Origin of the sequence: Actinoplanes xinjiangensis, assembly GCF_003148685.1 — a bacterium.
Classification (GTDB): domain Bacteria; phylum Actinomycetota; class Actinomycetes; order Mycobacteriales; family Micromonosporaceae; genus Actinoplanes; species Actinoplanes xinjiangensis.
In genome coordinates, this window is the sequence record NZ_QGGR01000009.1 from 219,501 (window position 1) to 244,931 (window position 25,431).

Here is a 25,431-nt window from a genome sequence, read left to right on the forward strand (position 1 = left end):
GCTCACTTGTCGATGTCGCCGACGACGAAGAACATCGACCCGAGGATCGCGATCAGGTCGGGCACCAGGCAGCCGGGGATGAGCGTGGCCAGCGCCTGCACGTTGGCGTAGGACGCGGTCCGCAGTTTGAGCCGCCACGGCGTCTTCTCGCCCCGCGACACCAGGTAGTAGCCGTTGACGCCGAGCGGATTCTCGGTCCACGCGTAGGTGTGCCCCTCCGGTGCCTTGACCACCTTGGGCAGGCGCACGTTCACCGGGCCGCCGGTGCGGTCCACCCGGTCCAGGCACTCGTCGACCAGATCGAGGGAGACCATCACCTGCTCCAGCAGCACCTCGAACCGGGCGTGACAGTCCCCGGACGTCCGCGTCACCACGGGCACGTCGATCTGGTCGTAGAAGAGGTACGGCTCGTCCCGGCGTACGTCGAAGTCCAGACCGCTCGCCCGGGCCACCGGACCGGAGGCGCCGTAGGCCGCCGCGTCGGCCGCGCTCAGCACGCCGACGCCGACCGTGCGGGCCATGAAGATGTCGTTGCGCCGGATCACGTTGTCGATGTCCGGCATCCGGCGCCGGACCGCGGCGACCGCCTGCCGGGCCCGTTTCGTCCAGCCGGCCGGGATCTCCTCCTTGAGGCCGCCGACCCGGTTGAACATGTAGTGGATCCGGCCGCCGGAGACCTCCTCCATGACGGCCTGCAGCGTCTCCCGCTCGCGGAACGCGTAGAACATCGGCGTGATCGCGCCGATCTCCAGCGGGTAGGAACCGAGGAACATCAGGTGGTTGAGCACCCGGTTCAGCTCGGCTAGGGCCATCCGCAGCCAGGTGGCCCGCTCGGGCACCTCGATGCCCATCAGCCGCTCGACGGCCAGCACGACACCCAGCTCGTTGGAGAACGCGGAGAGCCAGTCGTGCCGGTTCGCCAGCATGATGATCTGCCGGTAGTCGCGCACCTCGAACAGTTTCTCGGCGCCGCGGTGCATGTAGCCGACGATCGGCTCGCAGGCGATCACTCGCTCACCGTCGAGGGTGAGCTTGAGCCGGAGCACACCGTGCGTGGAGGGGTGCTGGGGGCCGATGTTGAGCACCATGTCGGCCGTGTCCAGCCCGGCTCCGGTGCCTACTGTCATCTCCCGCAGGGCGTCGCTCACCCGAGCATCGTGCCACGATCGCCGAGGCCGATGGTGTGCCAGAGCCACCAGTGACCGCCGAGCCCCGCCGGATCGGTCAGCTCGGCGGCCGCCCCGGCCTCGCCGAGCGCCCGCAGATAGCGGCCCGGATCGGTACGGGCCAGTTCCAGCGGCGGCCGCGAACCGTCCACACCGAGCGCCCGCAGCGCCTCCCGCTGCCGCACCATCCGATAGGGAACCCCGGGCGCGGACGCCACCGCGTCCATCGCCACGTGCGCCGTGACGTCACAGCCGCCGTCCGGGACCGGGTGCACCTGCCGGCCCCGCCGGAACCCGGTCAGCGTCCCGAGCACCGGCCGCTCCGCCCTGACGTGCCCGTAGTCCACGCAAAGGGCCGCGCCGCGCCGGATCGAGCCGACCGCATCCGCCCACGCCGCGTCCCGGGGCCACCCGATCTCGATCCGTCCCGGCCCCGGCCACCAGCGGCTGATCCAGAACAGGTCGGCCGGGTCGGCCTCGGCTCCCAGCGTCTCGACCCCGGTGGCCCGGTCCACGAGCACCTTCCGCAGCCGGCCGTGCTCGTCCGTCTCGACCACGTCCAGCGGCACGTTGTCGAGCCATTCGGTCGCCACCAGCACCCCGGTGATCTCCGCGGGCACGTCCCGTCGCCAGTGCACCGCCGGATCCAGCCCGGCCGGACGCGGCGCCACCTCGACCGCGACCGGAACGATCCGCCGGGCGAGCGGGCCCGGCAACGACGCCAGCAGCGCCGTGATCAGCTCCCCGCGGCCGGCGCCCACGTCCACCAGGTCGAACACGTCGGGATGGCCGAGGTCGGCGTCGACCCGCTCGACCAGGCGTGCGAGTGCGCCGGCGAACAGCGGCGAGGCGTGCACGCTGGTCCGGAAGTGATCAGCGGGGCCCTCGCGCTCGCGGACGAAGAAGCCGTCACCGCCGTACAGCGCCGCCTGCATGGCCAACCGCCACCCGACACCCATCCCGACACCCTAGGCCCAACTTCAACACCCTTCTCCGGTACGCCGCCCGCCGCACCCACCCGCACCACCCGTCCCGTGATCCACCGCACGGCGCGGGCCGGCCAGCCGAACTCCCGCGCGCAGGCCGTTGGCCGGCTGGCTGTCACCGCTGTCTCGGACGGCCTGAGACAGCGGTGAGGACCAGCCGAACTTCCGCGCGCAGACCGCGGGCCGGCTGGCTGTCACCGCTGTCTCGGACGGCCTGAGACAGCGGTGAGGGCCAGCCGAAGCCCCGCCCGCAGACCGCCGGCTGTCTCAGGAGGGCGGGGCGGTGGCCGATCGGGAGGGGCGTGCCGGGGCGGTGCATCGACGCCGGTGCTGTTCTTCACACGTGCTTGTCACCGGCGTGTTAAAACGGCGCATACTGGCGCTCGACCGGTACCCCTGCAACGAGGACTGGATCCAGATGAACGCTTTGACCGTCGGCGTCGTCGGCGCCGGCCGGGTCGGTGCCGTGCTGGGCGCGGCACTGAACGCGGCCGGGCACCGGGTGGTCGCCGCCGCCGCCGTCTCCGCCGCCTCCCGGGAGCGGGCCGCCCGCCTCCTGCCGGGCGCCGCGATCCTCCCGGCCGACGAGGTGGCCCGCGCCGCCACCGATCTGCTGCTGCTCGCCGTTCCCGACGACACCCTGGCCGCCGTGATCGCCGGCCTCGACCGGACCGGGGCCCTGCGCGCCGGCCAGGTGGTGGCGCACACCTCGGGGGCTCACGGACTGGACGTGCTGGGCGATGTGAACGGCATGGCCCTGCACCCCGCGATGACCTTCACCGGGGCGGACACCGACCTGGAGCGCCTGCCCGGCATCGCCTGGGGCGTGACCGCTCCGGACCGGGTGTTCGCCACCCGGCTCGTGGCGGACCTGGGCGGGGTGCCCGAGTGGGTGGCCGAGGAGTCCCGCCCGCTCTACCACGCCGCCCTGGCGCACGGCGCGAACCACCTGGTCACCCTGGTCAACGAGGCCGCCGGCCTGCTGCGCGCGGCCGGGGTCGGCGAGCCGGGCCGGGTGCTGTCCCCACTGCTGACCGCGGCGCTGGACAACGCGCTGCGGATGGGCGACGCCGCCCTGACCGGCCCGGTGTCCCGCGGTGACGCCGGCACGGTCGCCAAGCACCTGGACCGGATGCCGGCCGACGCGGTGCCGGCCTACCTGGCGATGGCCCGGCGCACCGCGGACCGGGCGATCGCCTCCGGGCGACTGCGGCCGCAGGACGCCACCGCGCTGCTGGACGTGCTGTCCCGGGCCGGACACGACTCCCGGACCGCCGCCGTACACGACGAGAAGGGGACGACGCGTGACCGTTCTGGCGCACACCCGCGCTGACCTGGCCGCCGCGCTGGACGCGGCGACCGGGGAGATCGCCGTGGTGATGACGATGGGCGCGCTGCACGAGGGACACCGGCAGTTGATGCGGGTGGCCCGGGAGCGGTCCGCGTTCGTGCTGGTGACGATCTTCGTGAACCCGTTGCAGTTCGGGCCGGGTGAGGACTTCGAGAGATATCCGCGGACTCTGGACGAGGACCTGGCGGCCTGCCGGGCCGAGGGCGTGGCCGTGGTGTTCGCCCCGGGACGCGACGACGTCTACCCGCACGGGGCGCCGTCGGTCACGATGCACCCGGGGCCGCTCGGCGAGATCCTGGAGGGCGCCAGCCGACCCGGGCACTTCTCCGGGATGCTCACGGTCGTCGAGAAGCTGCTCATGCTCACCCGCGCCGACGTGGCGTACTTCGGGGAGAAGGACTACCAGCAACTGGCGCTGATCCGCCGGATGGTGCGCGACCTGGAGTTGCCCGCCGAGATCGTGGGCGTTCCGACCGTACGCGAGGAAGACGGTCTCGCCCTGTCCAGCCGCAACCGCTATCTCTCGCCGGAGGAGCGCAACGCCGCGCTGGTCCTCTCCCGCGCCCTGCGCGAGGGCACGGCGCACGGCGACGCCGAGGCGGTTCTGGCGGCCGCCCACAAGGTTCTCGCCGAGGAGCCGGGGGTACGCCCGGACTACCTCTCCCTGACCGGGGCGGACCTCGGCCCGGCCCCGGACGAGGGCCCGGCGCGCCTGCTGGTGGCCGCCCGGGTCGGCGCCACCCGTCTGATCGACAACGTTCCGCTGACTCTCCAGAAGGGCGCCTGATGCTCCGGACCATGCTCAAGTCGAAGATCCACCGGGCCACCGTGACCCAGGCGGACCTCCACTACGTCGGATCGGTCACCGTCGACCTGGATCTGCTGGAGGCGGCCGACCTGATCCCGGGGGAGCAGGTGGCGATCGTCGACGTGACGAACGGCGCCCGCCTGGAGACCTACGTGATCCCGGGTGAGCGGGGCAGCGGCGTGATCGGCATCAACGGCGCGGCCGCCCACCTGGTGCACCCGGGCGACCTGGTCATCCTGATCTCCTACGGGCAGATGGAGGACGCCGAGGCGCGGGCCTGGCAGCCGCGGATCGTGCACGTGGACGCCGATAACCGGATCATCGAGCTGGGCGCCGATCCGGCCGCCGCAGCCGAGGGCATGGCCGGTGACCTGGTACGTGGAGACCTGACGCTGGCTTCCGTCCAATAATTCGGCATTCCACCTCCCGAGCCTGAGATATGCCCATACAGTGGGCGAATCGGATACAGCTGCCGAGGCTCGGGAGGCACGGTTCATGCGACTCCGATGGGGGATGGTCGCTGTGGCAGCTCTTCTCGCCGTCGCCGGCTGCGGAAGCGGTGGCGATGTCGACGGGGACCTGACCAACGACTGGGGTGCGATGTCTCCGGCGACCGGCTTCGTGCCGGTCGCCGAGACATGCCATCTCTCCAACTTCGCCGTCTCCGGCCCGCGCTCCACCTACGAGGAGACCGACTGCGGCGTTCTGCACCGCACCGAGACCGTCTTCGTCGGCGAGTACTCCGGGCCCGCCGCCGACGCGGCCGAACCGCCGTCCGGCGCCTCCGCCGGAGCCCGCGCCGCCTACCGGATCTGCGATCAGAAGACGACGCAGTACGTCGGGGGCCCGTGGCGGCACGCCCGGCTGTGGATCGGCGTCACCCACCCGTCGCCGGCCGCATGGAGCGGTGGCAGCCGCTGGTTCCGCTGCGAGGTGGTGGAACTCGACTCGATCGAGAACGACGGCGCCCTGATCCAGCGGACCGGCAGCCTGCGCGGTGCGCTCGCCGACGCGGCCTCAGCGCTGGCCCTGACCTGCTACGCCATCAAGCTCGACGACGCCGGCGCGATCACGCGGATGCCGCCGGCCCCGTGCGGCAGCAAACATAACGCCGAGTTCGTCGGGGTGTGGACGGCCGGCGACAAGGTGGCCTATCCCAAGGGCGACGCCGCGTGGGAGGAGTTCCACCGCGGCTGCCGCACCCTGGCCGCGAGATATGTCGGCGTGCCCGACGACGGCGACCTCCAGTACCGCACCGGTGTGGTGTCGCTGCCCGGCAACGCCGACGTCTGGGCACAGGGCGACCACGGCGTGCGCTGCTACCTCTGGATGGACGGTGCCGAGCTGACCGGCTCGCTCAAGGGCAAGGGGACGAAGGCCCTCCCGGTCCAGTACAAGTAACGGTGACCACTGATGCCGCCCCCGGCGCGACGGATCCGCGGCCGCGGAGTGTACTGAACCTCATGTCATCTCTCGCGGATCTACCGGCACTGCCGCGTCGGCTTGCCGCCGCCGAGCCCGGCTGGACCGAGACCACCGACGTCGTCGTGGTCGGCTCCGGCATCGCCGGCCTGACCGCCGCCCTCTACCTGCGGGAGCAGGGCCTGCACGTCACCGTCGTGACCAAGGTCAACATCGATGACGGTTCGACCCGGTGGGCGCAGGGCGGCATCGCGGCGGTGCTCGACCCGCTGGACACTCCGCAGGCCCACGCGTATGACACCGAGATCGCCGGCGTCGGGCTCTGCGACCCGCAGGCGGTGCGGGTGCTCGTCGAGGAGGGCCCGGCCCGTATCCGGGAGCTGATCCGCCGGGGCGCCGAGTTCGACCGCAACCCGGACGGCTCGCTGATGCTGACCCGCGAGGGCGGCCACCGCGCCGACCGGATCGTGCACGCCGGCGGCGACGCGACCGGTGCCGAGGTGCAGCGGGCCCTGCACGAGGCGGTCCGCCGCGACCCCTGGATCCGGCTGGTCGAGCACGCGCTCGTGCTGGACCTGATGCGTGCCGCCGACGGGCGGGCCTGCGGGCTCACCCTGCACGTGCTCGGGGAGGGCTCCGAGGACGGCGTGGGCGCGATCCTGGCCCGGGCCGTGGTGCTGGCCACCGGCGGGATGGGCCAGATCTTCTCGTCCACCACGAACCCGTCGGTCTCCACCGGCGACGGGGTGGCGCTCGCGCTGCGTGCCGGCGCCGAGGTCACCGACGTCGAGTTCGTGCAGTTCCATCCGACGTCGTTCGTCACCGCGGGCATCGCGGAAGCGGGTTCCGCCCGAGAGGCCTCCGCGGCTCCGGCGGTGGACGCGGTGCAGCGGCCGCTGATCTCCGAGGCGCTTCGGGGTGAGGGCGCGCATCTGGTCGACGAGAACGGCGAGCGGTTCATGGTCGGGCAGCACGAGCTGGCCGAGCTGGCGCCCCGTGACGTGGTCGCCAAGGGCATCTACCGGGTGCTGCGGGCCACCGGCGCCGACCACGTCTACCTGGACGCGCGGCACCTCGGGCGAGAGTTCCTCGAGGGCCGCTTCCCGACCATCATGGCGTCCACCCGGGCCGCCGGCGTCGACCCGGCCACCGACCTCATCCCGGTCGCCCCGGCCGCCCACTACGCCTCCGGCGGCGTCCGCACCGACCTGCACGGCCGCACCAGCATCCCCGGGCTGTACGCGTGTGGCGAGGTCGCCTGCACCGGCGTGCACGGCGCGAACCGGTTGGCCAGCAACTCGCTGCTGGAGGGCCTGGTGTTCGCCCGCCGGATCGCCGACGACATCGCCCGGGACCTGCCCGGGCAGGCCGAGCCGGCCCGTGCCGCGGCGATCGGGCCGGCCTGGGTCGCCGACCCGGCGATCCGCACCGAGTTGCAGCGCGCGATGACCCGGGGCGCCGGGGTGCTGCGCTCGGCCGACTCGCTGGACACCGCGGCCAAGGAGCTGGCCCGCCTGGCCGAGCAGCGGTCCACGCCCGACACCGCGGCGTGGGAGGTCACCAATCTGCTGACGGTGGCGGCCACACTGGTGGCGGCGGCCCGCAGCCGCCGGGAGACGCGCGGCTGCCACTGGCGCGAGGACCACCCGAACGCGGCCGACGAGTGGCGCGGCCACCTGCTCAACGCCGTCGGCCCGGACGGCGTGCTGACCCAGGACTTCCAGGAGGGCACAGCGTGATCGACTGCACCGCAGCGAAGCAAGGGGGCTCGGCGTGACCATTACCGACGGCGGCACCCTCTCTCCCGGCGAGGACCTTCCCGGGGACGAGGTTCCGGTCGGCGATCTCGGCCTCGATCTGGCCGAGGTTCAGCGGATCGTGCTCACCGCGCTCGCCGAGGACCTCGGTGACCCACCGCGTGACGTGACGAGCGAGTCCACCATCCCGGCCACGCAGACCGACACCGCCGAGCTGGTGGCCCGCGCCGACGGTGTGGTGGCGGGTCTGCTGGTGGCCGCCGAGGTCTTCGCGGCGACGAGCGCCGGCCGGGCCGCCTTCGAGGCCCGGGTGGACGACGGTGACCGGGTGCGCCGCGGCGACGTCCTGGCCGTGATCACCGGCCCGACCCGGGCGCTGCTGACCGCCGAGCGCACCGCCCTGAACCTGCTGTGCCGGATGTCCGGGGTGGCCACCCACACCCGCCGGTGGGCCGACGTCCTGGAGGGCACGAGCGCCACCGTGCTCGACACCCGCAAGACCACACCCGGCCTGCGGGTGCTGGAGAAGTACGCGGTCCGGGCCGGCGGCGGCACCAACAAGCGCATGGGGCTCTACGACGTCGCCATGATCAAGGACAACCACAAGCTGGCCGCGGGCAGCATCACCGCGGCGTACCAGCTGGTCCGCACCACCTTCCCGGACGTGGCGGTGCAGGTCGAGGTGACCACCCTCGCCGAGGCGGAGGAGGCGGTCGCCGCCGGGGCGGACTTCCTGCTCTGCGACAACATGACGCCGGAGCTGCTGACCGAGGTGGTCCGTGCGGTCGGCGACCGGGTCGAGCTGGAGGCGACCGGCAACCTGACCCTGGAGACGGCGGCCGCCTACGCGGCGACCGGAGTGGACTATCTGTCGGTGGGCGGGCTGACCCATTCGTCGCCGATTCTGGACATCGCGCTGGATCTGCGGGCGCGCTGACCGTCCCCGTGGCCACCGGGCCGGTCGCGAGGGTCGCGGCCGGGCCGGGCGGTCGCGAAGGCCGCGGGACGGTCCCGGTGCGTTCGGGGGAGTCGTGGCCGTACAAGATAAGGGTCTTGATTGTGATTCTTAGGGGCCTCCGTGCTGCTCTGCATTGACATCGGTAACACCAACACCGTGCTGGCGACCTTCGACGGCGACAAGCTGGTGCACAACTGGCGGATCAAGACCGATGCCGCCTCGACCGCCGATGAGCTGGGCCTGAAGTTCCGTGGCCTGCTCGCCGGCGATGCCGTGGAGATCACCGGGGTGGCGGCGTGCTCGACCGTCCCGGCGGCGCTGCGCAACCTGCGCACCATGCTGAAGCGCTACTACGACGACGTGCCCAGCGTGGTCGTCGAGCCGGGTGTGAAGACCGGGGTGCAGCTCGCCATCGACAACCCCAAGGAGGTCGGCGCCGACCGCGTGGTCAACACGCTCGCCGCGCACGCCCTCTACGGCGGACCGTCGATCGTGGTCGATTTCGGTACGACCACCAACTTCGATCTGATCAGCGCGAAGGGTGAGTTCCTCGGCGGTGCGTTCGCGCCGGGTATCGAGATCTCCTTCGACGCGCTCGCCGCCCGTGCCGCCCAGCTGCGCAAGGTGGAGCCGACGAAGCCGCGTTCGGTGATCGGCAAGAACACCGTCGAGTGTCTCCAGGCCGGGCTCTACTTCGGCTTCGCCGGCCAGGTCGACCGGATCGTCGAGCGGATGATCGAGGAGATCGGCCCGGTCCGCGCGGTGATCGCCACCGGTGGTCTGGCCTGGCTGGTGAAGGACGAGTGCCGCACGATCACCGCCCACGAGCCGATGATCACGCTGATCGGGCTGCGGATGGTATATGAGCGGAACGTCTGATCCCGCCTGAGTAGGCTTTCGAGGTCCCAGCACCGAGAAGGAAGTCTTGCCGTGACCGAGCAGAACACGCCAGCGATCGACCCCGCCGAGGATCTCCCCGAGCAGATGCGGGTCCGCCGGTCGAAGCGGGACCGGTTGCTCGCCGAGGGTGTGCCGCCCTACCCGGTCGAGGTCCCGCGGACCGCCGAGATCGCCGAGATCCGCGCGCGTTACGCGGACCTGCCCACCGACACCGCCTCCGGCGACAAGGTGTCGATCACCGGCCGGGTGATCTTCGTGCGCAACGGCGGCAAGCTCTGCTTCGCCACCCTGCGCGCCGGCGACGGCACCGAGATCCAGGCGATGTTCTCGCTGGACAAGGTGGGGGAGAAGGCGCTGGCCGACTGGAAGGGCGTGGTCGACCTCGGCGACCTGGTCGCGGTCACCGGCGAGGTGATCACCAGCCGGCGTGGGGAACTCTCCGTTCTCGCCGATTCCTGGGCGATGAGTGCGAAGGCGCTGCGGCCACTTCCGGTGGCGCACAAGCCGCTTTCCGAGGAGACCCGGGTCCGGCAGCGCTATGTCGATCTCATCGTCCGGCCGCAGGCCCGTGACGTCGTGCGTACCCGGGCCACCGTGGTCCGCAGCCTGCGTGAGTCGCTGTTCCGCCGGAATTTCCTCGAGGTGGAAACTCCGATGCTCCAGTTGCTCCACGGCGGCGCCGCGGCACGGCCGTTTGTGACGCACAGCAACGCACTCGACACCGATCTTTATCTCCGGATCGCTCCGGAACTGTTTTTGAAGCGTGCCGTGGTCGGTGGCATCGATCGGGTCTTCGAGATCAACCGCAACTTCAGGAATGAGGGCATGGACTCCACGCACTCGCCGGAGTTCGCCATGCTCGAGGCCTATCAGGCGTATGCCGACTACAACGTCATGCAGGCGCAGGTGCGGGAGTGGATTCAGGAGGCCGCGTTCGCGGTCGCCGGCTCGCATGTGGTCACCCACCAGGACGGCACCGAGCTCGACCTGGGCGGCGAGTGGGCGCAGATCACCCTGTTCGGCGCGATCTCCGAGGCCCTCGGCGAGGAGGTCACCATCGACACCGATCTCGCCCAGCTCCAGCGGTACGCGGACAAGGTGCAGCTCTCAGCCGACCCGAAGTGGGGTGCCGGCAAGCTCGCCGAGGAGTTGTTCGAACATCTGGTGACCGACAGCCTGATCCAGCCGACCTTCGTCCGGGACTTCCCGGAGGAGACCGCCCCGCTGACCGCGCCGCACCGGACCACCCCCGGCCTGACCGAGAAGTGGGATCTCTACGTCAGCGGATTCGAACTCGCCACCGCATATTCGGAGTTGGTCGACCCGGTGATCCAGCGCGAGCGGTTCCACGCGCAGTCGCTGCTGGCGGCCGGTGGCGACCCCGAGGCGATGCAGCTGGACGAGGATTTCCTGCGTGCCATGGAGTACGGAATGCCGCCGTCCGGTGGCATGGGAATGGGAATCGACCGGCTCTTGATGGCGCTCACCGGCCTCGGCATTCGGGAAACGATCCTCTTCCCGTTGGTCCGCCCGGAGTAACAATTACCCACCCGCCATTGACGGGTGATGCGCCCCTGGCGTTATTGTCTTCCCATTGCTGGGGAGAGAACCTGTGTTCGGGAGGATAACGGCGCGTGGCCAAGCAGATCATTCACAAGCTGGTCGATGACATCGATGGTGTCGACGCCGACGAGACCGTGAAGTTTGCGCTCGACGGCATTCAGTACGAGATCGACCTCTCGGAGAAGAACGCCGCGAAATTGCGGGAGGTCTTCGAGCCCTACCTGAAGCACGGCACGAAGGTCGCCCGCGGCGGTGTCGTGGTCGGCGGCCGGGCGGCTCGTGGCCGTGGCGGGGCGACCGCCGACCGGGAGCAGAACAAGGCGATCCGGGAGTGGGCCAAGAAGTCGGGCAAGGAGATCTCCGACCGGGGCCGGATCCCGCAGGAGATCGTGGACGAGTTCCACGCGAAGGGCCCGGGCCGGGCCTGATCTACGGCACGACCTCGGAGAGGGCGCCCCGACTACGACGTCGGCGCGCCCTCTCCGCGTTTACCCGCCGGGCGCGCGCCGCGGTCACTACCGTTATCCACAGGGATGGACAGCGTTGTCCACAGGCTGTGGATCGGCAGGATTTCGCTGTACGCGTACACGTTCGGGTGGGGGAACAGCCGCTGAGCGTGCGAAGTTGGCTAAATCAACGTTGCGGATCGTTTCGAGGGGCTGCGGAGGCCCAGCGGACGGCTTCAGCGGCGATAGAGTTACAGCACGGGCATCACCGATGCCCGTGCGCTGGCCCCGCCAGCTGTTGAGACAGGCTCAGCATTGGCGCACGGCACGTGAGGAGCACGAGGGCATGTTCGAGCGGTTCACCGACCGAGCGCGACGGGTTGTCGTCCTGGCCCAAGAAGAGGCCCGGATGCTCAACCACAACTACATCGGGACAGAGCACATCCTGCTCGGCCTGATCCACGAGGGCGAGGGCGTCGCCGCCAAGGCTCTGGAGAGCCTGGGCATCTCCCTCGAAGGGGTCCGGCAGCAGGTCGAGGAGATCATCGGCCAGGGGCAGCAGGCACCGAGCGGGCACATCCCGTTCACGCCGCGCGCCAAGAAGGTTCTGGAGCTCTCCCTGCGGGAGGCGCTCCAGCTCGGCCACAACTACATCGGCACCGAGCACATCCTGCTCGGCCTGATCCGGGAGGGTGAGGGCGTCGCCGCCCAGGTGCTGGTCAAGCTCGGCGCCGACCTCAACCGGGTCCGCCAGCAGGTCATCCAGCTCCTCTCCGGCTACCAGGGCAAGGAGCCGGCCGCCGCGGGTACCGCCACCGGCGAGGCCGCGCCGTCCACCTCGCTCGTGCTCGACCAGTTCGGCCGCAACCTGACGCAGGCCGCCCGCGAGGGCAAGCTCGACCCGGTCATCGGCCGGGAGAAGGAAATCGAGCGGGTCATGCAGGTGCTCTCCCGCCGCACCAAGAACAACCCGGTGCTGATCGGCGAGCCCGGCGTCGGCAAGACCGCCGTGGTCGAGGGCCTGGCGCAGTCCATCATCAAGGGCGAGGTGCCCGAGACGCTGAAGGACAAGCAGCTCTACACCCTCGACCTGGGCGCCCTGGTCGCCGGCTCCCGCTACCGCGGTGACTTCGAGGAGCGCCTGAAGAAGGTGCTCAAGGAGATCCGTACCCGCGGCGACATCATCCTGTTCATCGACGAGATCCACACCCTGGTGGGTGCGGGTGCCGCCGAGGGCGCGATCGACGCCGCCTCGATCCTGAAGCCGATGCTCGCGCGTGGTGAGCTCCAGACCATCGGTGCGACCACCCTCGACGAGTACCGCAAGCACCTGGAGAAGGACGCGGCCCTCGAGCGCCGCTTCCAGCCGATCCAGGTCGGCGAGCCGTCGCTGGCGCACACCATCGAGATCCTCAAGGGTCTCCGCGACCGCTACGAGGCGCACCACCGGATCAGCATCACCGACGCTGCCCTGGTGGCCGCGGCGACGCTGGCCGACCGGTACATCTCCGACCGCTTCCTGCCGGACAAGGCGATCGACCTGATCGACGAGGCCGGCGCACGGATGCGCATCCGCCGGATGACCGCGCCGCCGGACCTCCGCGACTTCGACGAGCGCATCGCCCAGGTGCGCCGCGACAAGGAGTCCGCGATCGACGCGCAGGACTTCGAGCGCGCCGCCCAGCTGCGTGACAAGGAGAAGACCCTCCTCGGTCAGAAGGCGCAGCGGGAGAAGGAGTGGAAGGCCGGCGACCTGGACGTGGTGTCCGAGGTCGACGACGAGCAGATCGCCGAGGTGCTGGGCAACTGGACCGGTATCCCGGTCTACAAGCTCACCGAGGAGGAGACCTCCCGCCTGCTGCGCATGGAGGACGAGCTGCACAAGCGCGTCATCGGCCAGGAGGACGCGGTCCAGGCCGTCTCCAAGGCGATCCGGCGTACCCGTGCCGGTCTGAAGGACCCGAAGCGCCCGTCCGGCTCGTTCATCTTCGCCGGCCCGTCCGGTGTCGGTAAGACCGAGCTCTCCAAGGCGCTCGCGGAGTTCCTGTTCGGCTCCGAGGACGCGCTGATCCAGCTCGACATGTCCGAGTTCCACGACCGCTACACGGTGTCCCGTCTCGTCGGTGCCCCTCCCGGTTACGTCGGCTACGACGAGGGCGGCCAGCTGACCGAGAAGGTGCGCCGTAAGCCGTTCTCCGTGGTGCTGTTCGACGAGATCGAGAAGGCCCACCCGGACGTGTTCAACACGCTCCTGCAGATCCTGGAGGACGGCCGTCTCACCGACGGTCAGGGCCGGATCGTGGACTTCAAGAACACGGTCATCATCCTCACCACCAACCTGGGCACGCGTGACGTGGCCAAGGCGGTGTCGCTGGGCTTCCAGGCCTCCGAGGCCGAGGAGTCGAGCTACGAGCGGATGAAGATCAAGGTCAACGACGAGCTGAAGCAGCACTTCCGCCCCGAGTTCCTGAACCGTATCGACGACACGATCGTCTTCCACCAGCTGCGTGAGAAGGAGATCCTCCAGATCGTCGACATCTTCACCGCCCGCATCGAGGGGCAGCTGAAGAACAAGGACATGGGCCTGGAACTGACCGACAACGCCAAGCGTTACCTGGCGGCCAAGGGCTTCGACCCGGTCCTCGGCGCCCGGCCGCTGCGCCGGACCATCCAGCGCGAGCTGGAGGACACCCTGTCCGAGCAGATCCTCTTCAACGAGCTGCGCCCCGGCCAGATCGTCGTGGTGGACTGCGAGGGCGACCCGGCCAAGTTCGAGAAGGCGAAGCTGGTCTTCCGCGGCGCCGAGAAGGGCGTGACGGTGCCCGACGCGGTGCCGGCCGACCTCGGCACGGCGACCACCACCGAGGAGTAACAGCTCTGACGAGAAGCCCGGCCGCGGTGACGCGGCCGGGCTTTTTCGGTTTACGGGGGCGGGCGCCGAGCGCGATCATGCCGGTCATGAAGCGTCAGATCCGTGCCGTGTACGACGACCGCACCGTCACCGTCTATCAGGCCTACTCACCGGCGATCGCGGTGCCGGCCGTGGCCGCCGGCCGGTTCGTGCCGCCGTTCCGCCGGGAACGGATGACGTGGATCAAGCCGTCGTTCCTGTGGATGATGTACCGCTGCGGCTGGGCCACCAAGCCCGGCCAGGAGCACGTCCTCGCTGTCACGATCACCCGGGCCGGCTTCGAGTGGGCGCTCTCGCACGCCGAGCTCAGCCACTACGAGCGTGACGTCCATCCCGACCGGGTCACCTGGCAGCGGAACCTCAAACGGGCGCCGACCCGGGTGCAGTGGGACCCGGAGCGCGATCTGCGGCTGCGGGAGTTGCCGTACCGGTCGTTGCAGCTGGGGCTGGGTGGGGCGGCGGCGCCGCTCTACGCCGACGAGTGGATCACCGGGATCACCGACGTGACGCCGCTGGTGCGCGAGATCCGGGGACACCTGGACGCTGGCGACGACGAGGCCGCGGGGGCGCTGCTGCCGGCCGAGCGGCCCTATCCATTGCCCGCTCCGATCGCCGCGCGGGTGGGCGCGTCCCTCTAGAGGGTCTGCACGTCGCCTGCAGGTGCATCGCCCGCCAGGACGAAATCGCCCGCACCGAGCGCCTCGACGAGCCCGTCCTCGACGAGACCGGCGAGCGCCCGGGCCCGCTGGATCTCGTCGTTCCAGACGACGTCCAGGCGCTGCTGCGGGACCGGCCCGGTGGTGTGCCGCAGCACCTCCAGGAGCAGGCCGCGAACCTGCCGGTCGGTGCCCGCGTAGCGCTGCGGTTTGCGGCTGGGGCCCGCGGGCAGCGGCTGCCCGGTGAGCCGCCACGCGCACACGTCGTGGAACGGGCAGTCGACGCATTTCGGCGCCCGTGCCGTGCAGACGATCGCGCCGAGCTCCATGAAGGCGATGCTGGCTCTCGCCGCGGTGGCCTGGTCCTGGGGTAGCAGCTCGGACATCGCGGTCAGGTCGGCGGCGGTGGTCGCCGGGCCGGCGTCCGGTCGGCCCTCGACAGCCCGGGACACGACCCGCCGCACGTTGGTGTCGACGACCGGGTGCCGCTGCCCGTAGGCGAACGTCGCCACCGCCCGCCCGGTGTAGGTCCCGACGCCCGGCAGGGCCAGCAGCTCGTCCAGATCGTCGGGGACGCGACCGCCGTGGCGTTCCACGATCGCGACCGCGCAGGCGTGCAACCGCATCGCCCGTCGCGGGTATCCGAGCCGCCCCCACATGCGGATCGCCTCCGACGGCGGGTCGTCGGCGAGCGCGGCCGGGGTGGGCCAGCGGGTCATCCAGGAGCGCCACGCGGGTTCGACCCGCACGACCGGGGTCTGCTGGAGCATCACCTCGCTGACCAGCACCCCCCACGGGGTGGTGTCCGGCTGCCGCCAGGGCAGATCACGGGCATTCACGGCATACCAGGCGATGGCGTCGTCGGCGAGAGTCATAGCCCGTCAACTGTAGGCGGCCGGAGCGCAAGGTCCATCTTTAACGAACCGTCCGCGAGTTGGTGTCGTACGACCGGCGCGTCATGCACATAGTGACGGTCGTCCGGGTTTACGGTGGGCGGCATCATGCGTGCGACGGTTGGTCCCCTCCCACCCGCGGTCTACTGGCGGCGGCGTCTGGTCGTGCTGGGCGCGGTTCTGCTCGGCGTCATCGTGCTGTTCATGTCCTGTTCCGGCGAGGACGAATCGGGCCCGAAGAAGGCGTCGTCGGAGGCCTCGCAGTATCCGACACCGGACGCCAAGGACCCGAGCGCGTCCCCCACGCCGTCCCTGGAGGACAGTGCCGACCCGGGTGTCGGCCCGGCGTACCCGGACCCCAACGACCTGCTGTCGCAGGAGCCCGACGACGGTGAGGTGCTGCCCGCCCCGGCGAACTCGGCGGCCCCCGTGAACAACCCGCCGGCGGCCGGCGCCGCATGCACCGACGCTGAGATGTCGCTCACCCCGGTCCCGGTGGACACGTCGCCGCAGCGGGGCGCCTCCACCCAGATCAAGCTGAAGATCAAGAACATCGGCAACCGGAGCTGCACCCGTGACCTGGGCGCCAGCGCCCAGGAGCTCTACATCGCCGACGGCGCCCAGCGCGTCTGGTCCTCCGACCAGTGCGCCGCCGCCAAGGGCAGCGACGTGCAGACCCTCGCCGCCGGCGCCGAGCAGACCTTCGAGGTCACCTGGAACGGCAAGCAGTCCAACCAGTGCACCGGCGCCTCCGCCTCCGGCCCGGTCCCGCCGACCGGTGCCTACCAGCTGCTCGGCCGCCTCGACACGATCGTCAGCGCCCCGGTCGTGCTGACCATCGTGAACTGACCTTGGTCGCTGCGCTGGAGCTGTACCTGGACGTCGACACCACACGCCGGGTGCGCACCCTGTGGCGCGCGCTGGACGCCGACGGCATCCCGTCGCTCGGCTCGCTGCACCAGAAGCACCGTCCACACATCTCCCTGGCCGCCGCCCATCGCATCGACCCGCACGCCGTCGCCGAAGCCCTCGACGGCTTCCCGGCCGGCCGCGACCTCACCGTCGGCATCGACTTCGTCGGCCAGTTCGTGGGCCGTGTGCTGTGGCTCGGTGTGACCGTCACCGAAGAGCTGCTAGCCCATCACCGGGCGGTCCACGAACGCCTGACGGCCGGCGGCGTCGACATCTGGGAGCATTACCGGCCGGGCCGGTGGGTGCCGCACTGCACCGTCTCGCTGCGCGTGCCCAACCCGATGATGGCCCCGGCGGTCCGCCGCTGCCTCGAATACCTCCCGATGCGGGCCACGGTCGTCGGTGCCGCGGTGGCCGATCACGTCAACGACATCAGTCATCCGCTCTGAAAATCCCTATTTCGTACGCGGCAGAAGGACGCCCGTGGCTACCCCGCGAGGTGACTGCCGGGTCCCGGCCCTGCCGCGACCGTCGGGCTGCGAACCCGCATCACCGGCTACGCGCCGACACTTCCGCTGAGGAGAACAGGTTTTTCGCGGCAATTCTCAGGCGCCGAGGTTTTTGTGCCATCCGAATTTCCACCTCACGCATAGGGGTGCCCCATTTGCGCCACCGATGCCTGTCCGTCACATCTGCGGGAAAAACGGTTCCCCGCCACTCCCATTCGGGAGTGGCGAAATTCACTGACCGAGTGCTGATTGCCATCCCCGTTGCCGGGTCCGTCCCACCTCCGGCCCCGCCGGAAACCGCCCGACAGCTGCTCCCGGGCGGGACACGGCGATGGATGGAGCGGCCGGAGCCGGATCAGACGTAGCGTTCCAGGATCGAGGCCTCGGCGAGGCGGGACAGGCCCTCACGGACGCCACGGGCCCGGGCGTCGCCGACACCCTCGACGGCCTGCAGATCCTCGACGGTGGCGCCGAGCAGGCGTTGCAGGCTGCCGAAGTGGTCGACGAGACGGTCGACGATCTGGGCGGGCAGCCTCGGCACCTTCGCCAGCAAGCGGAACCCCCGCGGCGAGACCGCCGCGTCCAGCGAGTCGGAGGCGCCGGGGTAGCCGATGGCCTTCGCCACGGCGACCAGGTCGATCATCTCGGTGGCGGTGAGCAGGTCCAGCTCGACGAGACCCTCGTCGAGGGTGCGGGCCTTGCGGCCGGTCGGCAGGTAGTCACGGATGACCAGGGTCCGGTCGGCGTCGACCCCGACCATCAGCTCGTCGAGCTGAAGCGCGAGGAGCCGGCCGTCGGTCCCGAGCTCGACGACATAACCGGAGATCTCGTCGGCGATACGACGGACCATCTCGAGACGCTGCACCACGGCGACGGCGTCCCGGACGGTCACCAGATCCTCGATCTCGAGCGCGGACAGGGTGCCGGAGACCTCGTCGAGCCGGAGCTTGTAACGCTCCAGCGTGGCGAGGGCCTGGTTGGCACGGGACAGGATCGCGGCCGAGTCGTCGAGGACGTGGCGCTGCCCGTTCACATAGAGGCCGATGATGTGCATCGACTGGCTGACGGAGATCACCGGGTAGCCGGACTGTTTCGCCACCCGCTCGGCGGTCCGGTGCCGGGTGCCGGACTCCTCCGAAGGGATCGACGGGTCGGGCATCAGGTGGACGGCGGCCCGGACGATCCGGGTGCCGTCACTGGACAGGACCACCGCGCCGTCCATCTTGCACAGCTCACGCAGCCGGGTCGCGGAGAACTCCACATCGAGCGGAAAACCGCCGGTGCAGATGGTCTCGACGACGGCGTCGTAGCCGAGGACGATCAGCGCGCCGGTACGGCCCCGAAGGATGCGCTCCAGACCGTCGCGCAACGCTGTACCAGGGGCCATCAGGGCGAGGTTGGCCCGCAGCGGATCGCTGGCGCCTCCGGTCAGGCCGGGGCCTGTGGACGGCGTCATCGCGCGATGTCCCGCGCCGTTGACGCCGGGACGCGGCGTTGAACTGGCAGCGGGTTTGGGGGCATCGCGGTCGAGCGGCACCCGGACATTCTACGGACTGTCATCCACGCCAACGAGCCGTGGTTTGATGAATGCTCCGTAGCGTGATGAAACGTGACTCTCCGTCATCGGTTGCCGTGTTCCGCCGAGGCGCGCGCTGCGCTCTGCAACGCTGACTGCAGATTGTTGACCTCGATCACCTGCATGCCCTTGGGCGGACCGGACGTCCCGTCGGGCCCGCAGCCGGGGGGGACCAGCGCGACGGTGAAACCGAGCCGGGCAGCCTCGGCGAGCCGGCGGCCGACCGCCCCGACCCGGCGGATCTCACCGGTCAGGCCGACCTCACCGATCGCCACCAGGGTCGGCGCCATCGCCAGGTCGAGCCCACCGGACGCGACGGCCAGGGCCATCGCCAGGTCGGCGGACGGCTCGATCAGGCGGATGCCGCCCACAGTGGCCGCGAACACCTCACGGTTGTAGAGCTTGAGCTGCTTGGTGCGGCGCTCCAGCACGGCCAGGACCATGGCGAGCCGCGCATGGTCGAGGCCGGACACGGTGCGCCGGGGTGAGCCCTGCACCTCGGCGCCGATCAGCGCCTGCACCTCGGTGACGAGCGCGCGCCGGCCCTCCATGGCCACGGTGACGCAGGTGCCGGGCACCGGCTCGACATAGCGGGTGAGGAACAGCCCGGACGGGTCGGGCAGGCTGCTGATGCCGCCCTCGTGCATCTCGAAACAGCCCACCTCGTCGGCGGCGCCGAACCGGTTCTTCACACCGCGGACCAGGCGCAGCGAGGAATGCTTGTCACCCTCGAAGTGCAGCACCACGTCAACCAGGTGCTCCAGCACACGGGGACCGGCGACCTGACCGTCCTTGGTCACGTGACCGACCAGGACGGTGGCGATGCCCCGCTCCTTGGCGATCGCGACGAGCGCGGCGGTCACCGCGCGGACCTGGGTGACACCGCCGGGCACACCCTCGGTGCCGGGCGCCGAGATGGTCTGCACCGAGTCGAGGACCAGCAGGCCGGGCTTGACCGCGTCTAGATGACCGATGACGGTGCCCAGATCGTTTTCCGAAGCCAGATAGAGCCGCTCGTGCAGGGCACCGAGCCGCTCGGCCCGCAGCCGGACCTGACTGACCGACTCCTCACCGCTGACCACCAGCGACGGGGTGCCCGCGCCGGCCGCCCACTGCTGGGCGACGTCGAGCAGCAGGGTGGACTTGCCCACACCGGGCTCGCCGGCCAGCAGCACCACCGCGCCGGGCACCAGACCGCCGCCGAGGACCCGGTCGAGCTCGCCCACACCGGTGGCGACCGCGCGTGCCGGAGCCGCGCTGATCTGTGCGATCGGGCGGGCCGGCTCGGACGGCATGCGGGAGCTGACCACGCGCCCGGAGACCGGAACGGTCACCGTGGACTCGATGATCGAGCCCCACTCGCCGCACTCCGAGCACCGGCCCAGCCACTTGGGGGGTTGGTGGCCGCACGCGTCACAGACGTAGGCGGCCCGGGGAGCCTTGGCGGCCGAACGGGAGGTCGTCACCCCGACACGCTAGCTCGGGGGTCCGACATTTCCCGGCTCGGCACGAGCCTGTCCGGGAGGGACCGGCTCAGTGGCCGCCGCCCTCGGTCTCCTCGTGGATCTCGGCGGAGCCGCGCGGGGCCGGGGTCAGCGGGGAGGCGACCGGGGCCTGAAGGACCAGCGGCGTCGCGTTGTTGCTGAACTCGAAGACCAGGTTGACCGTCATGCCCGGCTTGAGCTCACCGCTCAGGCCGACGACCTGGAGCTGGGCGGCGTCGGTCGGCCGGAACACCGCCGAACCCTGCGGGCCGATCTTGATCTGAGCCGGGCGGACCGAGCTGGCCGGCTCGGCACTCGCCGACGGCGAGGCGGACGCACCGGGCTCGGCGGACGCGCTCGCGACCTCGCCCGGTGTGGTCACCGTCGCCGTGCTGACGAACCCGACCTGCTTCGCGGTGAGGACGTCGGGCCGGTTCGCCGCGGGCTGGCTGCTGATCGTGACCGTGACCGCCTCGTTGGTCTCGTTGAAGAGACTCACCTCGAGCGGCGCGTTCTCGTTGGCCTCGTAGCCTTCGATGCCGTTGTACTCCACCTGGAGATTGCGGACCAGCACCTTGCCGGCCTCGGACTCGGAGGCCGCGTTGACGCCGGCGATCGGCGTGTCCAGGATGGCGGTCTCGGCGACCTGGCCGGCCGAACACCCGCCCAGAGCCAGGGCGGCGACCGTGGCGGCACCCGCGACCAGAGCGGCGCGACGGGTTCCCAGGGAGCGCATCACGATCCTCCAAATAGAGACACCAAGGTGTTAGATCAGCGTAGTGGGCGGCGATCACGCGCGTGCGGGGACCCGTCCATCAGGTGACGCGGCCACTGAGAACCAGCAGCAGGACGTCGATCAGGGCCACGACGATCACCGCCCGGAAGAGGGCGACCGGGCGTCCCGCGGTGCGGCGTGCGGCGTACCACCCGAGGGGCAGGACCACGAGGGCGGCCGCGCCCGCCGCCAGCCCGGACCACGACGGCGGCCCGGGCGGTCCGAGGACCAGGGCGGCCGTCGCACCCAGCAGAAACACCGCGGCGGCGAGCTGTGAACCCGCGGAACCGATCCGGTGCGGCAGGCCGCGCACCCCGGTGGCCGCGTCGTCGGCGAGGTCCGGCAGCACGTTGGCGAAGTGGGCGCCGCCGCCGAGCAGTGCGCCCGCCGCGACCAGCCACACCGGCGGGGCCGGGGAGCCGGGTAGCGCGAGTACCACGAAGGCCGGCAGGAGACCGAAGGCGATCAGGTACGGCAGGACCGAGAACACGGTGCTCTTCAGCGGCCAGTCGTAGAGCAGGGCGACCGTGGTGGCCACCGTGATCGCCACCGTCGCCCGGCCGCCGAGCGGAAGCGCCAGCAGGGGGACGGCAAGGGCGGAGATCAACCCCGCGATCGCGACGGTACGCCCGGAGACCACCCCCGCCACCAGCGGTTTGTCCCGCCGCCCGGCGAGCCTGTCACGTTCGGCGTCGAGCCGGTCGTTGACCCAGCCGACGGCGAGCTGGGAGGCCGCCACCGTCGCCGCGACCGCCGCGAGCCGCCACCCGCGGTGCCCCGCGCCGAGGGCGAGCAGCGTGATGGCGACGGTGACCGCGCCACCCGGTTCCGGATGCGCCGATCTGATCAGCGCGAGCACTCGGGACATGTCTGACAAGTGTGGCCGCTGAGGCGAACCCGTGCCAGGCTTGATCGCATGCGATCGATGCAGCGCAACGATCCACGCCAGTACGACGACCTCGCCGCCGAGTGGTGGCAACCCGCCGGAACCTTCGCCCTCCTGCACTGGCTCGCCGCCGCGCGAGCCGCTCTCGTCCCGCCCGCGGCCGCACCCGGCCGGATCCTGGTCGACGCCGGCTGCGGCGGGGGCCTGCTCGCACCGCACCTGCACGGCAAGGGTTACCGGCACGTCGGCGTCGATCTGCGCCGTACCGGACTGGAGCAGGCCGTGCCGCGCGGCGTGACCGCGGTCAACGGCGACGTGACGGCGCTGCCGCTGAAGGCCGGCGGCGCCGACGTGGTGGTGGCCGGCGAGATCCTCGAGCACGTCACCGACCTGCCGGGCACGGTCGCCGAGTTGTGCCGGGTGCTGCGCCCGGGCGGCCTGGTGGTGCTGGACACGATCAACGACACCGGCCTGAGCCGGCTGATCACGGTGACCCTCGGCGAGCGGCTCGGCGTCGCCCCGGTCGGTCTGCACGACCCGGCGCTGTTCGTGCCGCCGCGCCGGCTCGTCGCCGAGTTCGCCCGGCACGGGGTCCGCCTGCGGATCCGCGGGGTGCGACCCAGCCTGACCGGGCTGTTCCGCTGGCTGGTGCTGCGGCAGGCGGCGAACGGCCGGCGGATCGTCCCGGTGCCGTCCACCGCGGTGCTCTATCAAGGCGTCGGCACGAAAATCCGGGGTATCGAAGGGCGTGACCACGACACAGGAGCTCCGGATGCTGGATGAGGCGCGACGGCTGGCACCACGGTTCGCGGCCCGTGCGGCCGCTGCCGACCGGGACGGCGCCTTCCCGGTGGACGATTTCACCGATCTGAAAAACGGCGGATTCTTCGGCCTGATGGTTCCGGCCCGGCTGGGCGGTGCCGGAGCGGGCTTCAGCGAGTACGCCGAGGTGGCCTACGAACTGGCCCGGGGCAACGGCGCCACCGCCCTGGTCTTCAACATGCACGCGTCGGTGACCGGTGCCCTCAGTGGCGTCACCGACGAGCTGGCCGAGGCACTCGGGCTCCCGCCGGAGGCGCTGGCCGCCCGTGACGACGCGCTCAAGGAGGCCGCAGCCGGCAGCTGGTATGCGGTGGCGATGAGCGAACGCGGCGCCGGCTCCCGGCTGTCCCAGCTGGCCACCACCTATGAGCGGCACGGCGACGGTTACCGGATTCGCGGCTCGAAGACGTTCTGCTCCGGTGCGGGGCACGCCGACGCGTATCTGATCGCCGCCCGCAATGCCGACGATCCGTCGCAGGTCTCCCAGTTCCTGGTCCCGGCCGGGGCGGGGCTGACGGTCGAACCGACCTGGGACGCACTCGGCATGCGCGCCACCGCCTCGCACGACCTGCACGTCGACGTCACGGTTCCGGCGCAGGCCCTGCTCGGCGGGGTCGAGGGCCTCGCCCTGGCGGTGGCGCAGCTGGCACCGCACTGGATGGTGGCCAGCTACGCCGCGGTCTACGTGGGTGTGGCCCGGGCCGCGGTGGACGCCGCCGTCGAGCACGTACAGTCCCGGGGCTTGGGACGGCTGCCCGCCGTGCGGGCCCGGATCGGCCGGGCCGACGCCGCGGTGGCCGCCGCCCGTCTCGTGGTGGGCGAGGCGGCCCGCCGGGTCGACGCGTCACCCGGCGAGGCCGAGACGAACCGCTGGGTGTGGCGGGCGAAACTGCTCGCCGGGACGACCGCGGCGGAGGTGGCGGCGTCGATGCTGGAGGCCGCCGGGACCTCCGCGATGCGCCGTGGCCATCCACTCGAACGCCTCTACCGGGACGCCCGGGCCGGGTCACTGCAACCCGCCACCAGCGACGTCTGCGCCGACTGGCTCGGTGTGGACGCGCTCGGCGGCGACCCGGACACCGACGGCACGGCCCCGCGGTGGTGACCGCCCCCGCGATCACCGGCCTGGGAGTGGCGCTCCCGCCGTCGACGGCGCAGGACGAGCTGTGGGACGGCTATTTCAGCCGGCACTACGACGGATCACGCCGCGGCCTGGCCCGGCGGATCTTCGCGAACTCCGGGGTGACCACCCGGCACGCCGCGGTGAGCCCGCTGATCGAGGACGTGTCCGAGTGGTCCACCGAGCGCCGGATGCGCCGCTACCAGACCGAGATCATGCCGCTCGGCAAGGCGGCGATCAGCCGGGCGCTCGCCGACGCGGGCCTCGCCGCCGGCGATCTGGGCCTGTTCGCGGTCTGCTCGTGCACCGGATACGCCACCCCCGGAGCGGACATCCTGCTCGCCCGCGACATGGGCATGTCGCCGAGCGTGCAACGGCTCGTCGTCGGCCACATGGGCTGTTACGCGGCCTTACCCGGACTGGGTGCGGTCAGCGACTTCGTCGCCGCCCGGGGCCGGCCCGCCCTGCTGCTCTGCGCCGAACTCACCAGCCTGCACCTGCAGCCGCCCGGTTCCCGGACGGACGTCCAGCAGATCGTCTCGCACGCCCTCTTCTCCGACGCCGCGGTCGCCGTCGTGGTCACCGACAGCCCTTCGGGGTACGCCGTACGCGAGGTCGCCGCGATCACCGACACCTCCACCGCCGACCACATGACGTGGGAGATCAGTGACCAGGGCTTCCGGATGGGACTGTCCCCGCGGGTGCCCGCGGTGCTGGCCACCCATGTCCGGGGCCTCGTCGAGCAGGTCCTCGCCAGGCACGGGCGGAGCATCGCCGACGTCGACGGGTGGGCCGTGCACCCGGGCGGCCCCAAGATCCTCGACGTGGTCCAGGAGCAACTCGAGCTGCCCGCCGCGGCCCTGGCCGAGTCCCGCTCGGTCCTCGCCGTCCACGGCAACTGCTCGTCGCCGACCGTCCTGCTGGTGCTCGACGAGCTCCGTCGCCGTCCGGTCCCGCCGAGGTTGACGGTGATGCTCGCGTTCGGGCCCGGGCTCACGCTCTACATCACTCTTCTGGAGGGCTCTACTCTCGGAGCGTGAGCGGGGAACGGGGACGCGGCGCCGTGCTGTACGCACTGGTCGCGTTGATCTTGGTGGTCGGCGTCTGGTGGTGGTGGCGTGCCGCACCCCGCCAGACCGCCGACGACCGGCTGGTCGCCTGGCGGCACAGCGCCGAACAACTGCTGCCCGACGTCGGCGACCAGGAGCTGGCGAACACCCTCGCCCTGGAGGGTGGCACCGGCCACGAGGAGGTCGTCGACGTCGAGCAGGGCGACTTCCTGATCTCGGTGGTCTGTGCCGGCGACGACGGCAGCCGGATCCGGGTGGGCCTCGGCGCCGGTGACTCCGGCCGTGACCTGCGCTGCTCAGGCTCCCGGACCCCGGAGGTCTTCTCAGCCGGTCTCTCCGGCGAACTCCACCTGCGCGTCGCCGTCGAGTCCCCGGGCCCGATCGTCCTCCGCTACGCCCTCCAGCGCTCGAAAGGGTGATCCGGCCCCGCGGGGCCGTCATGCAGACGACGGCCCGGAGC

Annotated in this window: 24 protein-coding genes; 17 read left to right on the forward strand and 7 right to left on the reverse strand. The window is 71.2% G+C overall.

Going from position 1 to position 25,431, the window contains the following annotated elements:
- Positions 1-2: 2 nt before the first annotated feature.
- Together BC793_RS21720 and BC793_RS21725 are read right to left on the reverse strand one after the other, a co-directional pair.
- Positions 3-1,127: an NADH-quinone oxidoreductase subunit D gene (locus BC793_RS21720; RefSeq protein WP_109595269.1), complete on the reverse strand. Its 1,125-nt coding sequence runs from the start codon at positions 1,125-1,127 to the stop codon at positions 3-5.
- Positions 1,128-1,144: 17 nt separating this feature from the next.
- Positions 1,145-2,125, reverse strand: coding sequence for an SAM-dependent methyltransferase (locus BC793_RS21725; protein ID WP_109595027.1), 981 nt, complete (start codon positions 2,123-2,125; stop codon positions 1,145-1,147).
- Positions 2,126-2,570: 445 nt separating this feature from the next.
- On the opposite strand from BC793_RS21725, the gene BC793_RS21730 reads away from it, so the two are divergent.
- The 11 genes from BC793_RS21730 to BC793_RS21780 all read left to right on the forward strand — a co-directional run bounded on the left by BC793_RS21730 (position 2,571) and on the right by BC793_RS21780 (position 14,906).
- The gene (locus tag BC793_RS21730; protein ID WP_109595275.1) at positions 2,571-3,485 is read left to right on the forward strand and encodes a Rossmann-like and DUF2520 domain-containing protein; all 915 of its coding nucleotides are present in this window, start codon (positions 2,571-2,573) and stop codon (positions 3,483-3,485) included.
- Positions 3,457-4,290, forward strand: a complete 834-nt coding sequence (gene panC, locus BC793_RS21735) for a pantoate--beta-alanine ligase (RefSeq protein WP_109595029.1) — start codon at positions 3,457-3,459, stop codon at positions 4,288-4,290. The genes BC793_RS21730 and panC overlap by 29 nt, the downstream gene beginning before the upstream one ends.
- A complete protein-coding gene (gene panD, locus BC793_RS21740) occupies positions 4,290-4,721 on the forward strand; it encodes an aspartate 1-decarboxylase (RefSeq protein WP_109595031.1) in 432 nt (143 codons plus the stop codon). The genes panC and panD overlap by 1 nt, the downstream gene beginning before the upstream one ends.
- A gap of 112 nt (positions 4,722-4,833) precedes the next feature.
- Positions 4,834-5,712 carry a septum formation family protein gene (locus BC793_RS21745; protein ID WP_373871242.1) on the forward strand — a complete coding sequence of 293 codons (879 nt, stop codon included), beginning with the start codon at positions 4,834-4,836 and terminating at the stop codon, positions 5,710-5,712.
- 62 nt (positions 5,713-5,774) lie between these two features.
- Positions 5,775-7,472, forward strand: coding sequence for an L-aspartate oxidase (locus tag BC793_RS21750; RefSeq protein ID WP_109595277.1), 1,698 nt, complete (start codon positions 5,775-5,777; stop codon positions 7,470-7,472).
- A gap of 118 nt (positions 7,473-7,590) precedes the next feature.
- Positions 7,591-8,427: a carboxylating nicotinate-nucleotide diphosphorylase gene (nadC, locus tag BC793_RS21755; RefSeq protein ID WP_239170240.1), complete on the forward strand. Its 837-nt coding sequence runs from the start codon at positions 7,591-7,593 to the stop codon at positions 8,425-8,427.
- Positions 8,428-8,568: 141 nt separating this feature from the next.
- Positions 8,569-9,327 carry a type III pantothenate kinase gene (locus BC793_RS21760; RefSeq protein ID WP_109595035.1) on the forward strand — a complete coding sequence of 253 codons (759 nt, stop codon included), beginning with the start codon at positions 8,569-8,571 and terminating at the stop codon, positions 9,325-9,327.
- 51 nt (positions 9,328-9,378) lie between these two features.
- The gene (lysS, locus tag BC793_RS21765; RefSeq protein WP_109595037.1) at positions 9,379-10,887 is read left to right on the forward strand and encodes a lysine--tRNA ligase; all 1,509 of its coding nucleotides are present in this window, start codon (positions 9,379-9,381) and stop codon (positions 10,885-10,887) included.
- 95 nt (positions 10,888-10,982) lie between these two features.
- Positions 10,983-11,339: a histone-like nucleoid-structuring protein Lsr2 gene (locus tag BC793_RS21770; protein ID WP_093619447.1), complete on the forward strand. Its 357-nt coding sequence runs from the start codon at positions 10,983-10,985 to the stop codon at positions 11,337-11,339.
- 364 nt (positions 11,340-11,703) lie between these two features.
- The gene (locus BC793_RS21775; protein WP_109595039.1) at positions 11,704-14,229 is read left to right on the forward strand and encodes an ATP-dependent Clp protease ATP-binding subunit; all 2,526 of its coding nucleotides are present in this window, start codon (positions 11,704-11,706) and stop codon (positions 14,227-14,229) included.
- 77 nt (positions 14,230-14,306) lie between these two features.
- A complete protein-coding gene (locus tag BC793_RS21780; RefSeq protein WP_109595041.1) occupies positions 14,307-14,906 on the forward strand; it encodes a DUF4291 domain-containing protein in 600 nt (199 codons plus the stop codon).
- On the opposite strand, the gene BC793_RS21785 is transcribed toward BC793_RS21780, so the two are convergent.
- Positions 14,903-15,799 (reverse strand): HhH-GPD family protein, encoded by an 897-nt coding sequence (locus BC793_RS21785; protein WP_109595043.1) that lies wholly within the window; start codon positions 15,797-15,799, stop codon positions 14,903-14,905. The two genes, BC793_RS21780 and BC793_RS21785, sit on opposite strands and share 4 nt — an antisense overlap.
- A gap of 126 nt (positions 15,800-15,925) precedes the next feature.
- Here BC793_RS21785 and BC793_RS21790 point away from each other — a divergent pair, with 126 nt between their 5' ends.
- Both BC793_RS21790 and BC793_RS21795 read left to right on the forward strand, forming a co-directional pair.
- Positions 15,926-16,666, forward strand: coding sequence for an adhesin (locus BC793_RS21790; protein WP_109595281.1), 741 nt, complete (start codon positions 15,926-15,928; stop codon positions 16,664-16,666).
- 2 nt (positions 16,667-16,668) lie between these two features.
- The gene (locus BC793_RS21795) at positions 16,669-17,178 is read left to right on the forward strand and encodes a 2'-5' RNA ligase family protein (RefSeq protein ID WP_109595045.1); all 510 of its coding nucleotides are present in this window, start codon (positions 16,669-16,671) and stop codon (positions 17,176-17,178) included.
- Between the two features lie 415 nt (positions 17,179-17,593).
- Here BC793_RS21795 and disA read toward each other — a convergent pair whose 3' ends face one another.
- From disA to BC793_RS21820, 4 genes are all read right to left on the reverse strand, one after another.
- The gene (disA, locus tag BC793_RS21800) at positions 17,594-18,775 is read right to left on the reverse strand and encodes a DNA integrity scanning diadenylate cyclase DisA (RefSeq protein ID WP_109595046.1); all 1,182 of its coding nucleotides are present in this window, start codon (positions 18,773-18,775) and stop codon (positions 17,594-17,596) included.
- A gap of 83 nt (positions 18,776-18,858) precedes the next feature.
- Positions 18,859-20,280 carry a DNA repair protein RadA gene (radA, locus tag BC793_RS21805; RefSeq protein WP_109595048.1) on the reverse strand — a complete coding sequence of 474 codons (1,422 nt, stop codon included), beginning with the start codon at positions 20,278-20,280 and terminating at the stop codon, positions 18,859-18,861.
- 67 nt (positions 20,281-20,347) lie between these two features.
- Positions 20,348-21,034: a hypothetical protein gene (locus BC793_RS21810; RefSeq protein WP_158319328.1), complete on the reverse strand. Its 687-nt coding sequence runs from the start codon at positions 21,032-21,034 to the stop codon at positions 20,348-20,350.
- Positions 21,035-21,113: 79 nt separating this feature from the next.
- Positions 21,114-21,941 carry a UbiA family prenyltransferase gene (locus tag BC793_RS21820; protein ID WP_109595052.1) on the reverse strand — a complete coding sequence of 276 codons (828 nt, stop codon included), beginning with the start codon at positions 21,939-21,941 and terminating at the stop codon, positions 21,114-21,116.
- Positions 21,942-21,989: 48 nt separating this feature from the next.
- Between BC793_RS21820 and BC793_RS21825 the strand changes: the two genes are divergently transcribed.
- Genes BC793_RS21825 through BC793_RS21840 form a run of 4 tightly spaced genes read left to right on the forward strand, consistent with a single transcriptional unit; the run spans position 21,990 to position 25,390 of the window.
- Complete coding sequence (locus tag BC793_RS21825) at positions 21,990-22,742, forward strand: class I SAM-dependent methyltransferase (RefSeq protein ID WP_109595054.1); 753 nt, start codon at positions 21,990-21,992, stop codon at positions 22,740-22,742.
- Positions 22,732-23,886 carry an acyl-CoA dehydrogenase family protein gene (locus BC793_RS21830; protein WP_109595056.1) on the forward strand — a complete coding sequence of 385 codons (1,155 nt, stop codon included), beginning with the start codon at positions 22,732-22,734 and terminating at the stop codon, positions 23,884-23,886. Before BC793_RS21825 ends, BC793_RS21830 begins: the two co-directional genes overlap by 11 nt.
- Positions 23,880-24,941, forward strand: a complete 1,062-nt coding sequence (locus tag BC793_RS21835; protein ID WP_373871241.1) for a type III polyketide synthase — start codon at positions 23,880-23,882, stop codon at positions 24,939-24,941. Before BC793_RS21830 ends, BC793_RS21835 begins: the two co-directional genes overlap by 7 nt.
- Positions 24,938-25,390, forward strand: coding sequence for a DUF6023 family protein (locus BC793_RS21840; RefSeq protein ID WP_109595057.1), 453 nt, complete (start codon positions 24,938-24,940; stop codon positions 25,388-25,390). The genes BC793_RS21835 and BC793_RS21840 overlap by 4 nt, the downstream gene beginning before the upstream one ends.
- Positions 25,391-25,431 lie beyond the last annotated feature (41 nt).